Annotated in this window: 21 protein-coding genes and 2 pseudogenes; 7 read left to right on the top strand and 16 right to left on the bottom strand. The window is 72.1% G+C overall.

Translation table 11 applies throughout. From position 1 onward, the window contains the following. Window positions 1–66: 66 nt before the first annotated feature. Window positions 67–459 (top strand): annotated as a pseudogene (locus tag CWN80_RS06705) (TniB family NTP-binding protein); the annotation flags it as partial. Window positions 460–497: 38 nt separating this feature from the next. Here CWN80_RS06705 and CWN80_RS06700 read toward each other — a convergent pair. From CWN80_RS06700 to CWN80_RS06685, 4 genes and pseudogenes are all read right to left on the bottom strand, one after another. Next, window positions 498–836: pseudogene (locus tag CWN80_RS06700) on the bottom strand (SRPBCC family protein); the annotation flags it as partial. Window positions 837–904: 68 nt separating this feature from the next. Further along, window positions 905–1147 carry a helix-turn-helix domain-containing protein gene (locus CWN80_RS06695; protein ID WP_337590128.1) on the bottom strand — a complete coding sequence of 81 codons (243 nt, stop codon included), beginning with the start codon at window positions 1145–1147 and terminating at the stop codon, window positions 905–907. A gap of 100 nt (window positions 1148–1247) precedes the next feature. Beyond that, window positions 1248–2534 carry an RNA polymerase sigma factor gene (locus tag CWN80_RS06690; RefSeq protein ID WP_007925764.1) on the bottom strand — a complete coding sequence of 429 codons (1287 nt, stop codon included), beginning with the start codon at window positions 2532–2534 and terminating at the stop codon, window positions 1248–1250. After that, window positions 2531–2923: a YciI family protein gene (locus CWN80_RS06685; protein WP_007925766.1), complete on the bottom strand. Its 393-nt coding sequence runs from the start codon at window positions 2921–2923 to the stop codon at window positions 2531–2533. The genes CWN80_RS06690 and CWN80_RS06685 overlap by 4 nt, the downstream gene beginning before the upstream one ends. A gap of 132 nt (window positions 2924–3055) precedes the next feature. Between CWN80_RS06685 and CWN80_RS06680 the strand changes: the two genes are divergently transcribed. Then, on the top strand, window positions 3056–3670 hold the full coding sequence (locus CWN80_RS06680; RefSeq protein WP_007925767.1) for a DUF5701 family protein: 615 nt from the start codon (window positions 3056–3058) through the stop codon (window positions 3668–3670). 277 nt (window positions 3671–3947) lie between these two features. Next, entirely contained in the window at window positions 3948–4028 is an 81-nt protein-coding gene (locus CWN80_RS16085; RefSeq protein WP_202865229.1) for a multicopper oxidase domain-containing protein, read from the top strand. 9 nt (window positions 4029–4037) lie between these two features. Here CWN80_RS16085 and CWN80_RS15800 read toward each other — a convergent pair whose 3' ends face one another. Further along, window positions 4038–4250, bottom strand: a complete 213-nt coding sequence (locus CWN80_RS15800; RefSeq protein WP_007925768.1) for a type II toxin-antitoxin system VapC family toxin — start codon at window positions 4248–4250, stop codon at window positions 4038–4040. A gap of 74 nt (window positions 4251–4324) precedes the next feature. Between CWN80_RS15800 and CWN80_RS06665 the strand changes: the two genes are divergently transcribed. The 3 genes from CWN80_RS06665 to CWN80_RS06655 are packed head-to-tail and all read left to right on the top strand — an operon-like array spanning window position 4325 to window position 7298. Continuing rightward, entirely contained in the window at window positions 4325–5491 is a 1167-nt protein-coding gene (locus tag CWN80_RS06665; RefSeq protein ID WP_128277048.1) for a phytanoyl-CoA dioxygenase family protein, read from the top strand. Window positions 5492–5500: 9 nt separating this feature from the next. Continuing rightward, complete coding sequence (locus tag CWN80_RS06660) at window positions 5501–6271, top strand: SDR family oxidoreductase (protein ID WP_007925770.1); 771 nt, start codon at window positions 5501–5503, stop codon at window positions 6269–6271. Window position 6272: 1 nt separating this feature from the next. Further along, entirely contained in the window at window positions 6273–7298 is a 1026-nt protein-coding gene (locus tag CWN80_RS06655; RefSeq protein ID WP_007925771.1) for a Gfo/Idh/MocA family protein, read from the top strand. A 21-nt stretch (window positions 7299–7319) separates the two neighbouring features. Here the strand turns inward: CWN80_RS06655 and CWN80_RS06650 are convergent, their stop codons facing one another. Then, window positions 7320–8543, bottom strand: a complete 1224-nt coding sequence (locus tag CWN80_RS06650) for an NAD(P)/FAD-dependent oxidoreductase (RefSeq protein ID WP_007925773.1) — start codon at window positions 8541–8543, stop codon at window positions 7320–7322. Between the two features lie 188 nt (window positions 8544–8731). Here CWN80_RS06650 and CWN80_RS06645 point away from each other — a divergent pair, with 188 nt between their 5' ends. Continuing rightward, on the top strand, window positions 8732–9541 hold the full coding sequence (locus tag CWN80_RS06645) for an alpha/beta hydrolase (protein ID WP_007925775.1): 810 nt from the start codon (window positions 8732–8734) through the stop codon (window positions 9539–9541). Between the two features lie 170 nt (window positions 9542–9711). On the opposite strand, the gene CWN80_RS06640 is transcribed toward CWN80_RS06645, so the two are convergent. The 10 genes from CWN80_RS06640 to CWN80_RS06595 form a co-directional block, all read right to left on the bottom strand. Next, a complete protein-coding gene (locus CWN80_RS06640; RefSeq protein WP_007925777.1) occupies window positions 9712–11220 on the bottom strand; it encodes a CoA-acylating methylmalonate-semialdehyde dehydrogenase in 1509 nt (502 codons plus the stop codon). Between the two features lie 96 nt (window positions 11221–11316). Beyond that, on the bottom strand, window positions 11317–12330 hold the full coding sequence (locus CWN80_RS06635) for a Gfo/Idh/MocA family protein (RefSeq protein ID WP_007925778.1): 1014 nt from the start codon (window positions 12328–12330) through the stop codon (window positions 11317–11319). Window positions 12331–12428: 98 nt separating this feature from the next. After that, entirely contained in the window at window positions 12429–13313 is an 885-nt protein-coding gene (locus CWN80_RS06630) for an ATP-binding cassette domain-containing protein (RefSeq protein ID WP_128277047.1), read from the bottom strand. Next, window positions 13310–14350: an ABC transporter permease gene (locus CWN80_RS06625; RefSeq protein ID WP_007925780.1), complete on the bottom strand. Its 1041-nt coding sequence runs from the start codon at window positions 14348–14350 to the stop codon at window positions 13310–13312. The genes CWN80_RS06630 and CWN80_RS06625 overlap by 4 nt, the downstream gene beginning before the upstream one ends. Before the next feature lie 7 nt (window positions 14351–14357). Continuing rightward, window positions 14358–15326 carry a substrate-binding domain-containing protein gene (locus CWN80_RS06620; protein WP_040880840.1) on the bottom strand — a complete coding sequence of 323 codons (969 nt, stop codon included), beginning with the start codon at window positions 15324–15326 and terminating at the stop codon, window positions 14358–14360. Window positions 15327–15398: 72 nt separating this feature from the next. Continuing rightward, window positions 15399–17363: a 3D-(3,5/4)-trihydroxycyclohexane-1,2-dione acylhydrolase (decyclizing) gene (gene iolD / locus CWN80_RS06615; protein WP_128277046.1), complete on the bottom strand. Its 1965-nt coding sequence runs from the start codon at window positions 17361–17363 to the stop codon at window positions 15399–15401. A gap of 292 nt (window positions 17364–17655) precedes the next feature. Further along, complete coding sequence (gene iolB / locus CWN80_RS06610) at window positions 17656–18624, bottom strand: 5-deoxy-glucuronate isomerase (RefSeq protein WP_007925784.1); 969 nt, start codon at window positions 18622–18624, stop codon at window positions 17656–17658. Next, entirely contained in the window at window positions 18621–19520 is a 900-nt protein-coding gene (locus tag CWN80_RS06605; RefSeq protein ID WP_040880852.1) for a Cgl0159 family (beta/alpha)8-fold protein, read from the bottom strand. The genes iolB and CWN80_RS06605 overlap by 4 nt, the downstream gene beginning before the upstream one ends. Continuing rightward, window positions 19517–20479 (bottom strand): 5-dehydro-2-deoxygluconokinase, encoded by a 963-nt coding sequence (iolC, locus tag CWN80_RS06600; protein WP_007925786.1) that lies wholly within the window; start codon window positions 20477–20479, stop codon window positions 19517–19519. The genes CWN80_RS06605 and iolC overlap by 4 nt, the downstream gene beginning before the upstream one ends. Further along, the gene (locus CWN80_RS06595) at window positions 20479–21399 is read right to left on the bottom strand and encodes a TIM barrel protein (RefSeq protein ID WP_083853643.1); all 921 of its coding nucleotides are present in this window, start codon (window positions 21397–21399) and stop codon (window positions 20479–20481) included. Before CWN80_RS06595 ends, iolC begins: the two co-directional genes overlap by 1 nt. Between the last annotated feature and the right edge of the window lie 2 nt (window positions 21400–21401).

Below are 21401 nucleotides of genomic sequence, written 5' to 3'. Positions count from 1 at the left end.
TCGCATGCCCGCAAGGGGAACCCTCACCGGACACCACCGCTACTTATCGAGAGGAACGACGGCACGCCTGCCGCTCTGGAACTGCTGCGCGATCGCTACGACCGCGACGACATCGCCCTGATCCTGATCGGCATGCCCGGCCTGGAGAAGCAGTTCAGCCGCTACCCCCAGTTCTACAGCCGAGTCGGCTTCGCCCACCCGTACCGGCCCCTGGGACAAGACGAACTGCTGTTCGTCCTCGAGCGACACTGGCGATCCCTCGGCAAGACCCTCGACCCCGACGACTTCACCGACGCCCAAGCCATCGCAGCCATCGCACGGATCACCCGCGGCAACTTCCGGCTCCTCGAACGCCTCTTCCCCCAGATCCAGCGGGTCCTGAAGATCAACGAACTCGACACCATCACCAACGACGTCATCGAAGCCGCACAGAGCACCCTGGTCATCGGTGTCACCTGACCCCGCCACGAAGCGACCGAGGAACCCCGCCATTCAGCAGACGAAGTCACAACCATGCGCGCGCCACCGTCGACGGCGACGAACTCGACGACCATCGTCGAGGTCGGGGCGGTGTCGACGGGGTTGCCGTCGGCATCGGCGAAGTAGTCACGCAGCTCGAGCCGGCGCGGCTCGTCGACGGCGACGACGGTCCAGCCGCCGGGGAACTCCTCCCCCTCCGGGCTGGTCATGTGGTAGCTCACCGTGCCGCCGGGGGTGAGGTCGTGCTCGGTCACAGTGGCCGGGTAGCCCTCGGGCCCCCACCACTGCTCGAGCTGGCGCGGGTCGGCCCACACCTGCCAGCGGCGCTCGACGCTGACGGGGAACTCGGTCGCCATGACGAGGGTGCGGGTGTCGAGGTCAGTGGTGACGTCGATGATGGGCATGGTGACCTCCTGGGTGTGGGTCATGCGGTGGGGGTGGTGCTGTCGTTGGCCACCAGGGCGTCGATCCCCGCGACCCGGCCGTGCCACACGGCCTCGAGCTCGGCGAGCAGGGCACCGCCGGCACGCACGGCCTCGACGTCCCCGCTCGCCAGCGACTCTCGTCCGCTGCGGCGCTTGGTGATCAGCCCCGCCCGCTCGAGCACCGCCACGTGCTTCTGCACGACGGCGAAGCTCGTCGGGTAGTCGGCGGCCAGGGCGGACACCGAGTGCTCCCCGACCATATGGTTGTACGTTGTCAACCCCTCAGGAGTCCCGCGATTCTCGGGTGACCCGGAAATCCCCGGCTTCGCAAGAGTTTGGGACTCATGCAAAGCCGGGGTTTCTCGGGTCACCCGATAAACCCCGGCGGTGGCCAGCACGGCGGTTGAGGTAGCGCTGCTCGGGGATGCTCTGGGTGCGGCTAGCCGCGAGCAGGTATGCGGCACAGGCCTCTTCGCCTCGACCGGCCCGCTCGAGCAGGTGGGCGTGGACGGCGTGGACCCGGTGCCCCCGGGCCAGTGTCGGGTCCGCGAGCAGCGGTTCGAGCGCGGCCAGACCGGCTGCCGCCCCCTGCGCCATCCCGACGGCCGCGGCGAGGTTGAGCTCGACGACCGGCGAGGGTGCGATGCGCAGGAGGATCCGGTAGAGGACGACGATCTGCTCCCAGTCAGTCTCCTGCGCGGTCGGCGCCTCGCCGTGGACCGCCGCGATCGCCGCCTGCAGCTGGAAGGGCCCGACCGCCCCGCGCACCAGCGCCTCCTCGACGATCCGCACGCCGCGCGCGATGGCGTCGTGGTCCCACAGCGCGCGGTCCTGGGCGTCGAGCGGGACGAGGTCACCGGCCGCGTCCTGGCGGGCCGCCGCCCGCGCGTGGTCCACGAGCAGCAGGGCGAGCAGGCCGGCGGTCTCGGGGTCGCGCGGCAGCGCCCGGTGGAGGCGCTCGGCCAGGCGCAGGGCCTCGCGCTGGAGGTCGACGTCGACGAGCGCGTCGCCGGCGGCGCTCGTGTGGCCGGCGGTGAAGGTGAGGTAGAGGACGTGCCGCACCGCGTGCAGGCGCGCCATCGCGTCCTCCTGCGTCGGCGGGGCGAAGGGAGCCTCGCTCGCCCTGATCGTCGCCTTGGCCCGGCTGACCCGCTGCGCCATCGTCGCCTCGGGCACGAGGAAGCAGGCCGCGATCTGCGCGGTCGTCAGGCCGGCGACGGCCCGCAAGGTCAGGGCCACCCGGGAGGCATCGGACAGGTCGGGGTGGGCGCAGAGCATCGCCATCCGCAGGGTGTCGTCATCGGCCGGCGACCCGTCGACGACGGCTCCGGGGTCGCCGAAGGCGGCTCTGCTCCCTTCGAGCAGCCGTGCGGCAGAGCGGGACTCGACCTCCTCGCGGCGCTCGCGGGCACCCTCGGAGCGCTGGGTGTCGATGAGCCGGCGGGAGGCCACCCGGACCAGCCACGCCTTGGGGTCGTCGGGCCGGCCCTCGCGCGGCCACTGCTCCGCCGCGGCGAGCAGCGCCTCCTGGACCGCGTCCTCGCAGGCCCCGAAGTCGCCGCTGCGCCGCAGCAGCGCGGCGAGGACGTCGGCGGTGTGCTCCCTCCAGACGCCCTCGGCCGAGGTCACTGTTCCTCGCCGCCGGGCCACATCGTCGGACGGATCTCGATCGTCTCGCCGGGACCCGCGAAGGCCCGACCGAGCTCCTCGGCCCGCTCCCGGTCGACGACGTCGACGAGGAAGAAGCCGGCGAACTGCTCCTTGGTCTCGGCGTAGGGCCCGTCGGTCGCGATCGGCTCGCCGTCGGCCCAGCGGTAGAGCCGCGCCGTCGCCGGGTCGCCGAGGGCCTCGCCGCCGAGGAGCTCGCCCGCCTCCTGCATCTCGGTGAGCAGCTGCTCGAAGTCGCGCTCCATCTGCTCGCGCTGCTGCGCCGGCAGCGCCTGGTGCGCGGCGACGAAGTCGCCCGTGGGATGCCCCCAGGGCTGGGGCGTGGAGTGGACGAGGATGACGAACTTCATGGTGGTGCCTCCTGCCGCCGGGGCGGCCTCGGGATGCGGCCTGCTGGCCATGACACCACGGACGTCGGAGCCGCGGGGCGCTCTTCGACATGCTCGGGGAAGGAATGGCGGCCGGGGCGCGTTCCGCCACCGATGACTGCCGATGCCGCCGCCGAGACCGCCCGCCTCATCGCCCTCGGGGTCCACGACCTCGCCGGCCTCACCGCCACCGCCTTCGCCGACCTTGTCCCCGACGCCCCGGAGGGCGACGGCGTGCTCGTGGTCTCCCCTTCGCTCGTCCCGGCGGCAGACCTCGCCCCGCTGCTGACGAAGGGGGACCAGCCCGGGTTCGTCGTGACGGACATGACCGACCTGGCCGACTTCGTGCCGCGGCCCGACGAGGTCGTGCCCGATGCACCGCTCTACTGGATCACCGACATCGAGCGCGGTGACGAGATGGCGGGCTGGTCACCCGACGAGGCGCTGCCGGCGATCCGCGAGCGCGGCCGCCACCCGCTCACGGTGAGCGAGGGCATCAGCTGGCTGCTGCAGGAGCCGGAGCGGCTCGAGCGCAACCGGTGCTTCATGACGATCGCCTCCCGCAAGCCGAAGGCCAAGGGCCTGGACGCCCGCACGCCCGCCATCTGGATCAGCAACGGCACCGGCCGCGACGGGCGTGAGCGCAAGGGCGCGCCCAAGGTCGGCTGGTGCTGGGCGGGCAACCGGCACACCTGGCTGGGCTTCGCCTCGGCGGCCGCCCGCCACTGACGGCGTGCACACAGCCCTCAGTCGGCGTGGGGAGCGACATTGGCGACGATCGCGTCGTGCAGCCACTGCGCCGTGCCGGGCTCGATCTGCTCGTAGTGCTCGGTGTGGCCGGGTCATCAGGCCGAGGTCGGTGCCGACCTGGACGAGGTCGCCTCCGGTGTCGAGGGCCAGCTCGAGTCGACGATCGGTGCAGGCGTTGAGGATGCGCAGCCGGTAGCGGGCGGCGTCGACGTCAGCCCGACCTCGCGCGCCGAGGTGCTCGTGCCGATCGAGGGCTATCGCGGTCGCTTACGTCCTGCACTGCCACAACCTCGAGCACGAGGACCGGATGATGATGGCCGACTTCTCGGTGGTGTGAGGGCCCGCGTCACACCACGGGCACCACGTCCGTGTGGGTGAAGTCGTCTCCCGTGAAGAGCACGGGCTCTCCGGTCGTGGCGGCCAGGGCATAGGCGAAGCAGTCGCCGAAGTTGAGCCCGGCCGCGTGACCTGACCCCCTGCCGTAGTCGCGGTAGGCCGCTCGCGCAGCGGCGACCTGCTGCTCGTCCACCGGCACCGCGTCGAGGCGCAGGTCGGCCACGAGTCGGTCATCTGAGGGGTTTTTGAGGTCTTCGACCTCGACGCGACCCGGCCGGACAGTGAAGGGTGGAGCACATGACACCGACGTCCACCCCCTTCGCCGGACGACTGCGGCAGGCCGACTGCCGGGTCGAGGACCTGCGGAAGCTCCTCGAGACCCAGCCCGACCCGCAGCTGACCTTCACCGACCGCATCGAGCAGCAGGTGCCGATCTACGACGCCGCCATCCTGCGAGCGGCCATCGCCACCGAGGAGGGTTGTGCCGCAGTCGAGTTCGAGCTCGCGCACGTCCTCGCCGACGGCCCCGGCATCTTCGTCATGGCCGGCGCGCTGGCCCACCCCGTCGTCGACCGGGTCTCCGCGGCCTTCGAGGCGATCATCACCACCGAGCGTGCGAAGGGGGGCGAGGTCGGCGACCACTTCGCCGCCGGCGGCGTCAACGACCGCATCTGGAATGCGCTCGAGAAGCTCGCGGTCGACCACCCCGAGGACTTCGTCGACTACTACAGCGACGACCTCGTGGCCCTGGCCGCCCGCGCCTGGCTCGGCCCCGGCTACCAGGTGACCAGCCAGGTCAACGTCGTCAACCCCGGCGGCGTCGGGCAGACCGTGCACCGCGACTACCACCTCGGCTTCACTTCTCCCGAGGTCACCGAGCGCTACCCCGCGCACGTGCACGCTCTCTCCCCCGTGCTCACCCTCCAGGGCGCGATCGCCCACTGCGACATGCCCGTCGAGACCGGGCCGACGCTCTACCTCCCGCACTCGCAGAAGTACCCGCACGGCTACCTCGCCTACTGGCTCGACGAGTTCCAGGAGTACTTCGGCGAGCACCACGTGCAGCTGCCCCTGACGAAGGGGGATGCCGTCTTCTTCAACCCCGCCCTCTTCCACGCCGCCGGGTCCAACACGACGAGCGACGTGCGGCGGATGGCCAACCTGCTGCAGATCAGCTCGGCCTTCGGCCGCGCCATGGAGGCCGTCGACCGCGAGCGCATCGTCACCGCGATCTACCCGACGCTTCTGTCCCGCACGGCTGCTGGTGTCGGCGTCGACCACGCGGTGAGCGCGAGCGCGGAGGGCTACGCCTTCCCGACCAACCTCGACCTGGACCAGCCCGTCGACGGCATGTCGCCCCCTTCGCAGGCCGACATCGTGCGGCAGGCTCTCGCCGACGGCGCCACACCCGCCGACCTCACCACCCGACTCACCGGGCACGCCGCTGCCCGCCGCACCTCCTGAAGGAGCCCGATGCAGCAGCTGCTCACCGACAAGGTCGTCCTCGTGGCGGGAGGCACGTCCGGCGTCGGCGCCGGGATCGCCCGCGCCGCCGTCCGCGAGGGCGCGACCGTCGTCGTCTCGGGGCGCCGACCCGAGCCGGGCGACGCCCTGGCCGCCGAGCTGGGCGAGCGTGCGAGCGCCGTCACCGGCGACGTCTCCGACCCCGAGCAGGCGAAGGGGGTCGTCGCCGCCACGATCGAGCGGCACGGCCGCATCGACTGCCTCGTCAACTGCGCCGGGCTCACCGACCGCGGCTCAGTCCTCGACACGACGCCCGAGCTCTTCGACGCGCACATCGCGACCAACCTGCGCGGCCCCTTCTTCACCATGCAGGCCGCGATCGCCGACATGACCGCCCGCTCGGCGCCGGTCACGATCGTCAACATCGCGAGCATCAGCGCCCAGGGCGGCCAGCCCTACCTCGCGCCCTACGTCGCGGCCAAGGCGGGCCTGCTCGGGCTGACGAAGAACGTCGCCCACGCCCACCGCTTCGACCGGATCCGGGTCAACGCGCTCAATATCGGGTGGACGCAGACCGAGGGCGAGGACGCGACGCAGCGCCGCTTCCACGACGCCGGCGACGACTGGGTGGAGCAGGCGGGCGCCCGCCTGCCCATGGGCAGGCTCGGGCAGGTCGACGAGATCGCGGACGCGGTCGTCTTCCTGCTCTCGGACCGCAGCGGGGTCGTCACCGGCTCCGTCATCGACTGGGACCAGCAGGTCATCGGAGGGCAGGACTGAGATGCGCATCGGACTCATCGGCCTCGGGCGCATCGGCGCCTTCCACGCCGACACCCTCGCCGGGCTCGACCACGTCGACGAGCTCGTCGTCACCGACCCGGTCGCCGCGGCCGTCGAGGCCGTCACCGGCCGGATCGGCAACGCCACGGCGGTCGCCGACCCCGACGCGCTGCTCGCCTCGGGCGTCGACGGCGTCGTCATCGCGGCGGCCACCAATGCGCACGCCGACCTCATCCGCGCGGCCGTGGCGCAAGGAGTCCCGACCTTCTGCGAAAAGCCGGTCGCCGGCACGATCGCCGAGTCGCTCGCCGTCGAGGCAGCCGTCGCCGGCAGCGACGTGCCGGTCCAGATCGGGTACCCGCGCCGTTTCGACCCGGCCTTCGTCGCCGCGCGTGACGCGGTCCGATCCGGCGAGCTGGGCCGGGTGACGACCGTCCGCTCGACGACCCTAGACCCCGCCCCGCCGCCGGCGGCCTACCTCGCCGTGAGCGGGGGCATCTTCCGCGACTGCTCCGTGCACGACCTCGACGCGGTGCGCTGGGTGACCGGCCAGGAGGTCGTCGAGGTCTACGCCACCGGCGCGGTCGACCCCGACGCCCCGGCCGAGATGTACGCCGCCCACGGCGACCACTCGACGGTCTCGGCGCTGCTCACCCTCTCCGACGGCACGATCGGTGTCGTGTCCAACACCCGCACCAACGGCCGCGGCTACGACGTGCGGCTCGAGGTCCACGGCATGGCCGACGCGGTGGCCGCGGGTCTCGACGAGGGGCTCCCCCTTCGCTCGACGACGCCGGGCGCGACCTGGCCCGCGGGCCCGGCCCACGGGTTCTTCATGGACCGGCTCGCCGAGGCCTTCCGCATCGAGCTCGGCGTCTTCACCCGCGTCGCGGCCGGCGAGGTCGACAACCCGTGCACCGTCGCCGACGCCATGGGCACCGCGTGGGCGGCCGAGGCCGCGACGCTGTCGCTGGCCGAGCACCGGCCCGTGACGATCGACGAGATCCGCGCCGCCAGCGGCGCCTGAATCACCGCAGGGAGCCCTGAGTCACCGCAGGGAGCGAAGGGCGACCCCCGGGTCCGCGAGTGCCGCGGGGTCGGGGGTCGCGTGCGTCGCGATGAGCTGCTCGGCGACGCGGATGTCCTTGGCGACGACCGGGCCCCGGCCGAGCGAGGTGGCTGCGACGAGCCGCCCCCCGGCGTCGAGACCGAAGTGGATCAGCGATCCGTCCTCGCGGCGACGTACGACCTCGTCGACGGCGGTCGTCGGCAGGCCGGCGGTCTGCAGCATCTGGTCGTACTGGTCGGACCAAAACCAGGGGACGGCGACGTGCGGCTCCTGCCCACCCGTCATCGACGCGGCGACGGTGACCGCCTGGTCGTGGGCGCTGCGCCAGGACTCGACGCGCACCCGGTGACCGCTGCGGGCGTCGGGGAAGGCCGCGCAGTCCCCCGCTGCCCAGACCCGCGGGTCGCTCGTCCGCAGCTGCTCGTCGACGACGATGCCGTCCTCGACGAGCAGCCCTGCCGCAGCGGCGATCTCGGTGTGTGGGGCGGCTCCGACACCGGCGACGACCGTGTCCACGTCGAGGCTCTCGCCGGTGGAGAGACTGGCGCGCAACCCTCCCTCGTGCCGCTCCACGGCGGTGACGGTCGTGCCCGTGCGCACCTCGACCCCGTGCGCCGCGTGCAGCGCGACGACCCGCTCGGCGACGACCGGCGGGACCATCCGGGCCAGGGCACGCTCGGCGGCCTCGACGACGACGACCTCCATGCCCCGTTCGCGGGCTCCCGCCGCGATCTCCAGGCCGATGAAGCCCGCACCGATGACGAGCAGCCGCCCGCCCCTGCTCACGAGGTCACGCAGCGTGGCGGCGTCGGAGTGGGTGCGCAGGTAGTGCACGTGATCGAGGCCCAGCCGGCGCGGCCCAGCGCCGGTCGCGAGCAGCAGCCGGTCGTAGGGCACGGGCCCGTCGGTGGTCTCGACGGTCCGCGCCTCGCGGTCGATGCCGGTGACGTCCACCCCGAGACGAAGGGCGACCCCCGCCTCGGCCAGCGCCTCCGCCGTCCACGGGTGGACCAGCTCGGCGTCGTCGGCGGCCAGGGCCGCCTTGGAGAGGGGCGGGCGCTCGTAGGCGATGACGTCTTCACGGCCGAGCAGGGTGATCGCGCCGGTGAAGCCGCGCTCGCGCAGCGCCATCGCCGCCCGGGTGCCGCATTCGCCGGCACCGACGACGACGATCCGCTCCGGCCCGCGCGTGCTCTCGCTCATGACCCGACCTTCGCACAGGGTCCGACGGCGGTCACGCGCGCGCCACGCGGCGACGTCGAGGACATGTCACCGCTCGACGAGAGTGCCGTGTGCTCCGGGATCGCTCGCCGCTGGCCGGACATCCGCCCCCTTCGACCGGCTGCGCTGACAGACTGGAGCCGGACACCGACGTCACGCAGGAGGACCCCGTGAGCACCATACCGCCCGAGGACATCGACACCCAGGGCCACGCCGGCCTGCTCATCGGCTCGCAGTGGAGCCCGCCCGGCGACCCGACGTGGGTCGCGGTCATCGCGCACGGCTACGGCGAGCACATCGGGCGCTACCAGTGGGTGGCCGAGCGGCTCACCGCCGACGGCGCCGTCGTCTACGGGCACGACCACGTCGGCCACGGGCGCAGCGAGGGCGAGCGGGTGCTGATCGAGGACTTCGAGCGGGTCGTCGACGACCTGCACCTGCTCGTGCAGCGTGCCCACGTAGAGCACCCCGACCTGCCGCTCGTGCTCATCGGCCACTCGATGGGCGGCATGATCGCCGCCCGCTACACCCAGCGCCACCCCGAGACGCTCACGGCAACGGTGCTCTCCGGCCCGGTGCTCGGCTCGTGGGAGCCGACCGCCCTGGCCGACCTCGACGAGATCCCGCCGACGCCGATCGACATCACGACCCTGAGCCGCGACCCCGACGTCGGGCGTGCCTACGAGGCCGACGAGCTCGTCTGGCACGGCGACTTCACGCGGCCCACCCTCCTCGCGCTGCGCGCCTGCCTCGAGACGATCACTGCGGGTGGGCGCCTGCAGGTCCCGACGATCTGGCTGCACGGCGCCGACGACCAGCTCGTCCCGATCGACCGCTCCGACGAGGGCTGGGCACACATCGCCCCCGACGGCGCCCCGTCGAAGCGCTACCCCGGCGCCCGCCACGAGATCTTCAACGAGACCAACCGCGAAGAGGTCCTCGACGACGCCCTCGCCTTCGTGCACGAGCACATCGGCTGATCGAACTCCCGGTCGAAGGGTGGACGGGGTCGAGCCTGACGGCGTTGGTGTCACCTGGCCCCCCGGAGAGAGGCAACCGGGTGACACCAACGCTGCCGGGTGACGATAACGCTGCCAGCCAGGCCGCTCACCCGCCCTCGCTGACGCTCGGTCGGCGCGCCGCGCCGTCGTCAGTCGTTTTGCGGGAACCCGAGGTTGAGGCCCCCGTGGCTCGGGTCGAGCCAGCGCTGGGTGACCGCCTTGGTGCGGGTGAAGAAGTGCACGCCCTCGATGCCGTGGGCGTGCGTGTCGCCGAAGAGGCTGTTCTTCCACCCACCGAAGGAGTAGTAGGCCATCGGCGTGGGGATCGGCACGTTGATGCCGACCATCCCGACCTCGACCTCGTGCTGGAAGCGTCGCGCTGCCCCACCGTCGTTGGTGAAGATCGTCGTGCCGTTGCCGTAGGGGTTGTCGTTGATCAGCTGCAGGCCCTCGTCGTAGGAGCCCACCCGCACGACCGAGAGCACCGGGCCGAAGATCTCGTCCGTGTAGATCGACATCTGCGGCGTCACCCGGTCGAAGAGCGTCGGCTTGAGGAAGAAGCCCCCACCCAGGTCGCCCGCACCCTCGCGCCCGTCGATGACGAGCTCCGCGCCGGCCTCGACGCCCTCCTCGACGTAGCCGGTGACCTTGTCCAGGTGCGCCCGGGTGACGAGCGGCCCCATGTCGGAGTCGCCCATGCCGTCACCGGTGCGCAGGGTGCGGGTGCGCTCGGCGATCTTGGCGACGAGCTCGTCGGCGATCGTGTCGGTCGCGAGCACGACCGAGATCGCCATGCACCGCTCCCCCGCAGCCCCGTAGCCGGCGTTGACCGCGGCGTCGGCGGCCAGGTCGAGGTCGGCGTCGGGCAGGACGAGCATGTGGTTCTTCGCGCCGCCGAGCGCCTGGACCCGCTTGCCGGCGGCGACCCCGCGCTCGTAGACGTAGCGCGCGATCGGCGTCGACCCGACGAAGGAGACCGCCTTGACGTCGGTGTGGTCGAGCAGCGCGTCGACCGCCTCCTTGTCGCCGTGCACGACGTTGACCACGCCGTCCGGCACTCCGGCCTCACGCCACAGGTCGGCGATGAGGTTGACCGCGGTCGGGTCCTTCTCGCTCGGCTTGATGACGACGGTGTTGCCCGTCGCGACGGCGATGGGGACGAACCACAGCGGCACCATGGCCGGGAAGTTGAAGGGCGAGATGATCGCGACGACCCCGAGCGGCTGGAGGATCGAGTAGGCGTCGATGCTCGTCGAGACGTTTTCGGAGAAGCCACCCTTGAGCAGCTGCGGGATGCCGCAGGCGAACTCGACGACCTCCTGGCCGCGCGAGATCTCCCCCTTGGCGTCCTCGTAGGTCTTGCCGTGCTCGGCGGTGATCGCCTTGGCGATCTCGTCCTTCCGCTCCTCGAGCAGCTGACGGAAGGCGAAGAGCGCCCGCACGCGACGGGCGAGCGAGATGTGGCCCCACTCCTGCGCCGCCGCCTTGGCCTTGGCCACGACCTCGTCGACGGTCTCGGCGCTGGCGAGGTCGAGGGTCCCGGTGACCTCGCCGGTCGCGGGGTTGTAGACCTCGCTGGTCCGGCCGGGCTCCCCCTGCCACGACTGGTGACCGACGAGGTGGGTGATGCGACCGGGCGCGGTCGGGCTGGCGCTCATCTGTGCCCTCCTTTGGGCAACGGTGACTTTGTCCTGACATATTAACAACTGGTCGGGGTGAGCGGTACCCCCTTCATCCGGGCGAAGGGGGGTGGCTCAGGGCAGGGCGACGCCGACCGGTCGTCCGCTCGCGAGGGACTCCATCCCGGCGGAGCAGACGAGCGTCGAGAGCCAGCCGTCGCGGCTCGTGGCCCCGACGACCTCGCCACGGAGGGTGGCGTCGACCCAGGCTTGGACCTCGAGGTCGTAGGCCCGCTCGAAACGGACGCGGTAGTCGGGCGCGATCGGGCCACCCCAGCTGCCCGCGGCGCCGTCGACCCCCTGCGGACCGACGGTCGTCGTGTACATCTCGCCCCACGGTCGGCCGATGATCGCGCTGCCGTCCTCACCGACGGCCTCGACACGGACCTCGTAGCCGGTGCGGCTGCTCACGAAGACCTCGTTGGTCACCACCGCCCCGGACTCCATCCGGAAGATCGAGACCTGCGGGTCGACCACCCCGTCGAGGGCGTGCCGCGTCGGGGTCGGGCTGATGACCTGGATCGAGACGATCTCCTCGCCGAGCAGCCAGCGCGCGCAGTCGACCTCGTGCACGAGGCTGTCGCGGACGATCATCTCGGAGCGGAAGTCGGGATTGGGCACGGACAGGTTGCGGTGGGTCTGGTGGAGCAGGAGCGTGCGCCCCATCCGGCCGGAGCCGAGCAGCTCGTGCAGCCGGGTGTACTCGGGGTCGAAGCGCCGCATGAAGCCGACCTGGACGAGCGGGCGGCCGACCGCCCGCTCGGCCTCGATGACGCGCAGCGAGGAGGCGCTGTCCATCGTCAGCGGCTTTTCGCACAGCACGTGCACGCCCCGCTCGAAGCACGCGAGCAGCTGCTCCTCGTGGACCGACCCCGGCGAGGCGAGGACGACCGCATCGACCTCGGGGTCGACGATGAGGTCGAGCGGGTCGGCGTGCACCCGCACCGGGCCGCCGACCCCGCCGAGCTCGTCGGCGAGCGCCTGGGCCCGCTCGACGTCGGGGTCGGCGACCGCGGAGAGGCGGGCCTCCACGATCCGCGACGCGAGCCGCCGCGCGTGGTCGGCGCCCATCGTGCCGACCCCGACCACCCCGACGCGCAGCCCGGCGCGACGGCCCCGGCCACCCTCCGGTCCCTGAGAAGCGAGGCCGCCTGCGGCCGCAGCGTCTCGAAGGGCAGGACTCGACGTCACTGCGACGTCTCCTCCTGCACCTGCGGCTTGCCGGGCCCGGCGAGCTGCACCTCCGGGTCGGCCGGGTCCACCCGCTTGCCGGGGTCCACGTCACCGAGCTCGTGCTTGAGCGCGTCGAGCTCCTGCCCGCCGGCCATCTCCGCCGTCAGCTGGTCGAGCGTCAGCTCGTCGCGGTGGGCGTCGAGGGTGAGCCGGCCGAGCTTGAGGATGAGGAAGTGGTTGCCCACGAGGTAGGCGTGGTGCGGGTTGTGGGTGATGAAGACGACTCCCAGACCGGCGTCGCGCGCCTTGGCGATGTACTTGAGCACGACGCCCGACTGCTTGACGCCCAGGGCCGCGGTCGGCTCGTCGAGGATGATGACCTTGGCCCCGAAGTAGATCGCGCGGGCGATGGCGATGCACTGCTTCTGACCACCCGACAGACCACCGACCGGCCGGTCGAGGTCGCCGATGTGGATGCCCATCTTCTGCAGCTCTTTGTCGGCGATCGACCTCATCCGGGCCGCGTCGAGGAAGGGCCCCTTGCGCAGCTCGTTGCCCATGAAGAAGTTGCGCCACACCGACATGAGCGGCGCCAGCGCGAGGTCCTGGTAGACCGTCGCGATGCCGAGCGCCTGCGCGGCACGCGGCGACGCGAGGCTGCGGCTCACCCCGTTGACCTCGAAGGTCCCCGTGGTGTGCTCGTGCAGCCCGGCCATGATCTTGATGAGCGTCGACTTGCCGGCACCGTTGTCACCGAGGACGCAGGTCACCTCGCCGGGGTAGACCTCGAGATTGACGCCCTGCAGCGCATTGACGTTGCCGTAGGACTTGCCGACGTCCTTCATGCCGACGAGGGGCTCGACGTCGGCCGCGCGCCGCGGCGTGGTCTGGGTGCTCATCGTGCGTCCGCCTTCTTCTTGACGTAGAGGTTGACGAGGGTCGCGAGCAGGAGCATCACGCCGAGGAAGGTGAAGAACCAGTCGACGTTCCAGCCCGCGTAGTTGATGCCCATGCGGGTCATGCCGAAGATCAGCGCGCCGAGGGCCGCGCCGACGACCGACCCGTAGCCACCGGTGAGCAGGCAGCCACCGACGACCGCGGCGATGATGTAGATGAACTCCTGGCCGACACCCTCGCCGGACTGCATCACCTGGTACGAAAACAGCAGGTGCATGCCGAGCATCCAGGCGCAGAAGCCGACGGTCATGAAGAGCCCGATCTTGACCCGCGTGACGGGGACACCCACGGCGCGGGCGGCGGCGGCGTCACCGCCGACGGCGAAGATCCAGTTGCCGATCCGGGTCCGCTGCAGCACGAGCGAGCCGATCACGACCATGACGAGCCAGTAGACGACGAGCGACTTGATGGTCACCGGACCGACGGAGACGCTCCATGCGAAGACCTGCTGCGCAGAGGCGTAGCCGTCCATGTCGGAGATCGTCGGCGTCGAGACGGTGCCGCCGACGAGCCGCGTCACGGCGAGGTTGGCACCCTGGAGCACGAAGAAGGTCCCGAGCGTCACGAGGAAGCTCGGCAGTCCGGTGCGCATGAGCAGCCAGCCGTTGAATGCCCCGACGAGCAGCGAGAAGAGCAGCGCCGCGAGCACCCCGACCCAGACGTTGAGCCCGAAGTTCCATGCGGTGAGGGCCGCGCAGATCCCCGATGCCGTCGCCGCGACACCGGTCGACAGGTCGAACTCGCCTCCGACCATGAGCAGCGAGACGCCGACGGCCATGACGCCGATGGCGGAGGCCTCGTAGAGGATCGTGCCGGTGTTGCCCAGGCTGCGGAAGGACGGGGCGACGGCGAGGAAGAGGGCCATGACGGCCAGGGCGCCGATGAGCGCTCCGACCTCGGGCCGGGCGAAGAGGAGGCCGGCCCTCCCCTTCGCCACGACTCGGTCGTCCGCCTCGGGTGCGGCGGTCTGTGCGGTCATCCCCGGATCAGTCCTCGAGCAGCAGGTCGACGTTCTTGTCGTCGACGAAGGCGGGCCCGGTGAAGCTCGGCTCGCCGCCGCCGACGGAGGCGCCCTTGTTGACGCGCAGCCACAGCGAGTCGACGGCCTGGTAGCCCTGGACGTAGGGCTGCTGGTCGACCGCCCACTCGATGCCGCCGCCCTTGATCTGCTTGAGCGCCTCGTCGTTGAGGTCGAAGGTCGCGACCTTGGCCTCGCTGCTGGCCTCCTTGACCGACTTCTGCGCGATGAGGGCGAAGGGGGCGCCGAGCGTCAGCACGTGCGTGATGCTCTTGTCCTGCTGCAGCTTGGCGGTGATCGTCGACTGCACGTTGGCGGTGTCGGTGCCCTTGACGTAGATCTTCTCGGACTTGTCGAAGGTCTCGGCGACGCCCTTGCAGCGGGCCTCGAGCCCGACGTGGCCCTGCTCCTGGATGACGCAGAGGGTCTTGCCCGCCTTTTCCTCGGTGAGGCGCTCGCCCGCGGCCTCGCCGGCGAGCTCGTCGTCCTGGCCGAAGAAGGACAGGGCGCCCATGTCCTTCCACTCGTTCATGCCGGCGTTGAGCGCGACGACGGGGATGTCGGCGCCGACGGCCTTCTCGACGTTGCCCTTCATCGCCTCGGGCTTGGCGAGGGTGACGGCGATGCCGTCGACCTTCTTGTCGACCGCCTGCTGGACGAGGTTGGCCTGCTGGGCACCCTCGGGGTTGGCGGTGTACTCGAGCTTGACGTTGTTCTTCTTGGCGGCGTCCTCGGCACCGGCGCGCACCTGGTCCCAGAAGGTGTCACCGGGCTCGGCGTGGGTGATGAAGGCGACGGTCATCTCGGGGGTGTCGACACCACCCGCGCTGCCTCCGCCCTCCTCGGTCTGCTTGCCCCCGGATGAGGAGCATGCGGCGAGTGCGAGCGCGGCCATGGCCGACGTCGCGGCGACGCTGACGCGTGAAAAACGGGACATGGGTTCTGCCTTTCTCATCATCCGTCGCTCCGTTGCGGCGGAAGGGTGCGGTGCCCGGGCGGGCACCTCTCTTCAGTTGTGAGTCTGGGGGCTCGCGTCGTCGACTCGCGGGATCTCCGCCGGGTCGAGATGCGAACGTTGTCGGCTCTTGTGCTGCTCGTAGGTGGCTCGCGCCTCGCGGGTGCTGTCGAGCTCGCTCACCTCGCCGACGGGCACGTCCCACCACGAGCCGGAGTCGGGCCCGAAGACCATCGGGTCGGTCTCGACGTGGATGACGACGGGCCCGCCGTCGGCCGGGGCTGCTTTGGCTTCGCGGATGGCGGCTTCGAGCCCGGCCCGGTCGTGCACCTCGATGACGTGGGCGCCGAGCGAGCGCGCGTTGGCGGCGAGGTCGACGGGCAGCCGGTCGCCGTCGAGGCGCCCCCCGTCGCCGCGGCCCCGGTAGGCCGTGCCGTACCGCTGGCTGCCGAGGGACTGGGAGAGCGACCCGATGGAGTGGAAGCCGTGGTTCTGCACGAGGACGACGATGACCTTGGTCCGCTCCTGGACCGCGGTGACGAGCTCGGTCGGCATCATGAGGTAGCCGCCGTCGCCGACCATCGCGAAGACGTCGCGGGTCGGGTCGGCCCAGCGGATGCCGAGCGAGGCCGGCACCTCGTAGCCCATGCAGGAGAAGCCGTACTCGACGTGGTAGCCGCGTCGGTCGCGGACCCGCCAGGTCTTGTGCAGGTCGCCGGGCATGGAGCCGGCGGCACACAGCACGACGTCGCGGGGGTCGGAGAGCTCGTTGACGAGCCCGAGGACCTCGCCCTGGGTGAGCAGGCCGTCGGCGAGCGCGTCGGTGATCTGCGACGAAGGGTGGTGGGCCGCCTCGACCTGCGCGTCCCAGTCGGCACACAGGTCGGCCTGCTCCTGCCGGTAGTCGTCGTCGACGGACCAGCCGTCGAGCGCGGCGGTCAGCGCGGTGATCGCCTCGCGTGCGTCGCCGACGACGGTGAGACCGGAGTGCTTCACCGCGTCGAAGGGGGTGATGTTGAGGTTGACGAAACGCACCCCGTCGGCGGCGAAGGCCGTGCGGCTGGCGGTCGTGAAGTCCTGGTATCGGGTGCCGATACCGATGACCACATCCGCTTGTGCCGCAACGGCATTGGCTGCCGTCGTGCCGGTCGACCCGACCGCTCCGAGGAGCTGCGGGTGACCGTGCAGGAGCGATCCCTTGCCAGCCTGGGTCTCCCCGACGGGGATGCCGGTCGCCTCGCACAGCGCGGCGAGCGCGTCCTCGGCGCCGGAGTAGTGGACCCCGCCGCCGGCGACGATCATCGGCCGCTCGGCGGAGCGGATGATCTCGGCGGCGGCCGCGATGCGGGGGGCCTCGGCCGGGGGCCGGGCGACGTGGTGGGTCCGCTCGGCGAAGAGCTCGACCGGCCAGTCGTAGGCCTCGGCCTGGACGTCCTGCGGCAGCGAGATCGTCACGGCGCCGGTCTCGGCGGGGTCGGTGAGCACCCGCATCGCCGCGAGGAGGATCGCGGGCAGCTGCTCCGGGCGCCGCACCTCGTCGTAGAAGCGCGAGAGCGGGCGGAAGGCGTCGTTGACCGTGAGGTCACCGCCGTGCGGCTGCTCGAGCTCCTGGAGGAGCGGACCCGCCGCGCGGGTGGCGAAGGTCGAGCTCGGCAGGAGCAGGACCGGCAGCCGGTTGATCGTCGCGAGCGCGGCGCCGGTCAGCATGTTGGTGCTGCCGGGGCCGACCGAGGCGGTGCAGGCCCAGGTCTGCAGGCGGTCACGCTGCTTGGCGTAGGCGACCGAGGTGTGCACCATGGCCTGCTCGTTGCGGGCGAGGACGTAGGGCAGGTCGGGCCCGCCCTCACCGGCAGCGAGCTCCTCCTGGAGCAGCGCCTGCCCGACGCCCGCGACGTTGCCGTGGCCGAAGATGCCGAGCACCCCGGCGAAGAGGCGCTGCCGCTCCCCGTCCCGCTCGCTCCACTGCGCCCCGAGGAAGCGCACGAGCGCCTGCGCCACCGTGAGCCTGACCGTCGTCATCGCTGCCACCTCTCCGAACCATCGCGCCGCCCGCTCCCTGAGGAGGTCGCTCCGCGACCACCCCCACCGCTCCCTGAGGAGGGCCCCCCGGGCCCGTCTCGAAGGGTCCCTGAGGAGGGCCCCCCGGGCCCGTCTCGAAGGGTCTGTCCCTTCGAGACGCTCGGCCGCAGACGGCCTCGCTCCTCAGGGACCGTGGGCACCTTCGGCCGCAGACGGCCTCGCTCCTCAGGGACCGTGGGGACCTTCAGCTGCAGACGGCCTCGCTCCTCAGGGACCGTGATGGTGGCGACCCTCATCGTCCGCCTCCGATCGGCAACCGCGGGTCGACCTGGCCGCCGACCCAGCTCTCCCGGATCGCGCCGTGCGCCGGGTCGTCGCAGATGAGCCAGGCCCGCTCCGGCCCGGGGCCGGCCATGACGTTGAGGTAGTAGAGGTCGGCGTCGGGCGCGGCCATGGCGGGCCCGTGCCAGCCGTGGGGCACGAGCACGGTGTCGCCGGTGGTGACCTCGACGAGCACGTCGATGGGCCTCCCTTCGGCGCCGTAGACCTGCTGGTAGCCGACCGGCTGGCGGCCGTCCTCGCGGTCGGTGCCGCGGGTGACCGGGGCGCGCCCGGCGGCGGCATCGCCGACGGACTGCGTCTCGAAGTAGTAGATCTCCTCGAGCTCGCTCTCCTGTCCGGGGCGGTCGGTGTCGTGCTTGTGCGGCGGGTAGGAGCTCCAGCCGCCGGCCGGGGTGATGACCTCGCAGGCGAGGATCTGCTCGGCCTCCACCAGGGTGTCGGGCATGCCGAAGCCGCGGACCTCGCGGCTGCACATGCCGGCGCCCCGCAGCTCGACGGGCACCCGGTCGGCGGGCACGAGGACGACCTCACGGCCGCCGCCGGTCGAGTCCTCGACCCGGGCGCCGCACAGGGCGACCCGCGCGGGCGCGCTGCCGGGGTTGGTGATCGTCAGCTCGCTGCCCGCGGGGGCGTAGAGGGTGTCGGTCGGCCCGGCGAAGACGCTCGGCCGCCCGGTCAGGACGTGCTCTTCACCAGCCACGGCCACCGTCGCGCCGCCCATGAGCGGCACGACGACGCCCTCCTCCCCGCAGAGCGTGTGCCCGACCTGCTGCCCGGGCTCGAGGACCGCGATGCGCAGGGAGGTGTGCTGCCAGCCGTCGACGGCGTCGGTGATCTCGACGGCCCAGGGACCGCCCTTCGGCGCGAAGGGGAGGTACCACCGGTCGTTGTCTGCCCCGGTGCGCGGGGTGTGGCTCATGCGGCACCTCCGTGGACGAGGTCGGCGGCGATGTCGACGGCGGCGGCGACGTCACCGTCCGGCGGGTAGAGCAGGGCCCGGCCGACGACGAGCCCGCGGACCTGCGGGATCTGCAGGGAGCGTCCCCAGGCCGCGTAGGCGTCGCGGGGGTCGCCCTGCGGGTCACCGCCGAGCAGGAGCGACGGGAGGGTCGTGCTGTCCATGACCCGCTCGAGCTCGTCGACGACGGGCAGCTTGAGCCAGGTGTGGGCGCTGCTCGCGCCGAGGCCCGAGGCGACGGTGATCGAGTGGATCGTCGAGTCCGGGTCGAGCAGGTTGACGACCTTGCCGTCGCGGCGGGTGGACCAGAAGGGCTCGACCATCGCCATGGTCCCGTGCGCGGCGAGCTCGGTAACCGCGCGTGCGCTGGCCTCGAGGGTCGCGACGCTCGCCGGGTCGTCGAGGTCGATGCGGGTGAGCATCTTGCCGCCGTCGATGCCCCGGGCGACGATCTCGGCGGCGGTGTGGCCGGTGAAGCGGTCGTCGAGCTCGAAGGCGGAGCCCTGCAGCCCGCCGCGGTTCATCGAGCCGATCGCGACCTTGCCCTCGAGGGCGCCCATGAGCAGCAGGTCGTCGAGGACGTCGGGCGTGCCGAGCACGCCGTCGACGCCGGGTCGGGACAGCGCGGTGGCCAGGCGGCGCAGCAGGTCGGAGCGGGAAGCCATCGCCAGCCGGTCACCGCGCACCCCGAGGGCGCCGCGGGCCGGGTGGTCGGCGGCGACGAGGAGCATCCGGCCGTCACCACCGAGCAGGGGGCGGCGCTCGCGGGCGGCCCAGCCGCGGGTGATGGCACCCGGGTCGGTGGCCCGGGTCGTCGTCAGGTCGGCGACCGAGGTGCGGGCCTGCTGCGTCGTCATGCCGTCGCTCCCTTCGCCGCCCACTGCGCCAGGCCGGCCTCGACCTCGGCGGTCGTCGGCATGGCCGTGCTGCACTCCAGGCGTGAGGCGACGATCGCCCCCGCGACGTTGGCGAACTCGAGGATGCGCCGCAGCTCCCAGCCCTCGAGGAGGCCGTGGACGAGGGCGCCGCCGAAGGCATCGCCCGCTCCCAGCCCGTTGACCACCTCGACGTCGAAGGGGGGCACCTCCACCCGCTCGTCGGCGGTGGCGGCGAGCACCCCCTTCGGCCCCTGCTTGACGATCGCCAGCTCGAGGCCGCGCTCGAGGAGGGCGTCGGCGGCGCGCTGCGGGTCGGTCTCGCCGACCGCGACCTCGCACTCCTCGCGGTTGCCGACGGCGATCGTCACGTGCTCCAGAGCTCGGCCGACCTCGCGGGTCGCCTCGCTCGGGTCGGCCCAGAACATCGGCCGGTAGTCGAGGTCGAGCACCGTGTGCTCGGCGCGGCCGCGGGCGGCGAAGGCGGTGTGGTGGGCCGCGCGGGAGGGCTCGGCGCTCAGACCGGTCACCGTGGTCCAGAAGACGCGGGCGGAGCGGATCTGCTCCAGCGGCAGGTCGGCGTCGGTGAGCATGAGGTCGGGGGCCGTCGGCCACCGGTAGAAGTACAGCGGGAAGTCGTCCGGCGGGTGCACCTCGCAGAAGGTCACCGGGGTCGGTGGGCCGTCGCCGACGATGGGGGTGATGTGGTCACCGGCGACACCGAGGCGCTCGGCCTCGGCCCGCACGTACCGGCCGAAGGCGTCGGCACCGGTCTTGGTGATGAGCGCGGTCGAGCGCCCGTACCGCGCGGCGGCGACGGCGACATTGGTCGCGGAGCCACCGAGGAACTTCTCGAAGGTCCGCACCTCCTCGAGCGGCACCCCGTGGTCCAGGGGGTAGATGTCCACCCCGGTCCGGCCCATGGTGATGAGATCGTGCATCAGCCCCGCCTCCCCAGGGTGGCGAGGTGGTCGACCGAGGCCCGCACGTCGGCGACGGGGTCTGCCGCACCGGCCGGCGTCGCCGGGTCGGCCGGGTCACCGGCGAGGATCGTGTCCTGCTCGAGCACGTACCAGCCCGCGTAGCCGGCGCCTTCGAGCGAGTCGACGATCGCGGCGACGTCGACGTCGCCACGGCCGAGGGCGACGTACATGCCGGCGGCGACGGCCTCGGTGTAGGTTGCCGAGCCCTCCTGCACCTTGCGGGCCCAGGCGAGGTCGACGTCCTTGAGGTGCATGTGGGCGATCCGCTCGGGGTGTTCGCGGGCGACGCGCACGGGGTCGCCACCCCCGATGAGGAGGTGGCCGGTGTCGAGGCACAGCCCGATGCGTGAGCCGGCGAGCACGCGGTCGGTCTCCTCACCGGACTCGACCATCGTCCCGACGTGCGGGTGCAGGGTGGCCGTGAGGCCCTGTGCCGCAGCGGCATCCGAGATCCGGTCGAGGTTGGCGACCAGGGTGGCCCACCCCCCTTCGTCGAGCTCGGGACGGGCGTCGTAGCCCTCCGCACCGGTCGCGGCGGCGATGACCACGGTCGTCGCCCGGGCCGCGACGAGACCGGCCATCGCCGTCTCGACGGTCGGCAGGGGGTCGATGCTCGGGTCGTGCAGGACGACGGGGACGAACTGGCCGACCGCGGCCAGGCCGTACTGCGCGAGCGTGTCCGCCTTGGCCTGCGGGTCGTCCGGCAGGAAGCCGTCGGGGCCGAACTCGGTCGCCGCGATGCCGAGCTCACGCATCTGCGTCAGCACGGTCTGCGGCTGATGCTGCCACCCCCAGCCGAGGACCTCGCACACCCCCCACGAGATGGGGGCGGCGGCGATCCGCTCGGTGATCGGGGGGCGCACGGTCGGGTCGGTCATGG

Source organism: Janibacter hoylei PVAS-1, assembly GCF_004025845.1.
Lineage (GTDB): Bacteria > Actinomycetota > Actinomycetes > Actinomycetales > Dermatophilaceae > Janibacter > Janibacter hoylei.
The sequence above is the reverse complement of the archived record's forward strand: the minus strand, read 5'-3'. Positions and strand labels throughout refer to the sequence as shown.

Excerpts from the sequence above, each read along its gene's own strand:
- CWN80_RS06685 (WP_007925766.1), bottom strand. The coding sequence starts at position 2,923 with ATGAAGTTCGTCATCCTCGTCCACTCCACGCCCCAGCCCTGGGGGCAT.
- CWN80_RS06680 (WP_007925767.1), top strand. The coding sequence starts at position 3,056 with ATGACTGCCGATGCCGCCGCCGAGACCGCCCGCCTCATCGCCCTCGGG.
- CWN80_RS06665 (WP_128277048.1), top strand. The coding sequence starts at position 4,325 with ATGACACCGACGTCCACCCCCTTCGCCGGACGACTGCGGCAGGCCGAC.
- CWN80_RS06660 (WP_007925770.1), top strand. The coding sequence starts at position 5,501 with ATGCAGCAGCTGCTCACCGACAAGGTCGTCCTCGTGGCGGGAGGCACG.
- CWN80_RS06655 (WP_007925771.1), top strand. The coding sequence starts at position 6,273 with ATGCGCATCGGACTCATCGGCCTCGGGCGCATCGGCGCCTTCCACGCC.
- CWN80_RS06650 (WP_007925773.1), bottom strand. The coding sequence starts at position 8,543 with ATGAGCGAGAGCACGCGCGGGCCGGAGCGGATCGTCGTCGTCGGTGCC.
- CWN80_RS06640 (WP_007925777.1), bottom strand. The coding sequence starts at position 11,220 with ATGAGCGCCAGCCCGACCGCGCCCGGTCGCATCACCCACCTCGTCGGT.
- CWN80_RS06630 (WP_128277047.1), bottom strand. The coding sequence starts at position 13,313 with ATGAGCACCCAGACCACGCCGCGGCGCGCGGCCGACGTCGAGCCCCTC.
- CWN80_RS06625 (WP_007925780.1), bottom strand. The coding sequence starts at position 14,350 with ATGACCGCACAGACCGCCGCACCCGAGGCGGACGACCGAGTCGTGGCG.
- CWN80_RS06620 (WP_040880840.1), bottom strand. The coding sequence starts at position 15,326 with ATGTCCCGTTTTTCACGCGTCAGCGTCGCCGCGACGTCGGCCATGGCC.
- iolD (WP_128277046.1), bottom strand. The coding sequence starts at position 17,363 with ATGACGACGGTCAGGCTCACGGTGGCGCAGGCGCTCGTGCGCTTCCTC.
- iolB (WP_007925784.1), bottom strand. The coding sequence starts at position 18,624 with ATGAGCCACACCCCGCGCACCGGGGCAGACAACGACCGGTGGTACCTC.
- CWN80_RS06605 (WP_040880852.1), bottom strand. The coding sequence starts at position 19,520 with ATGACGACGCAGCAGGCCCGCACCTCGGTCGCCGACCTGACGACGACC.
- iolC (WP_007925786.1), bottom strand. The coding sequence starts at position 20,479 with ATGCACGATCTCATCACCATGGGCCGGACCGGGGTGGACATCTACCCC.
- CWN80_RS06595 (WP_083853643.1), bottom strand. The coding sequence starts at position 21,399 with ATGACCGACCCGACCGTGCGCCCCCCGATCACCGAGCGGATCGCCGCC.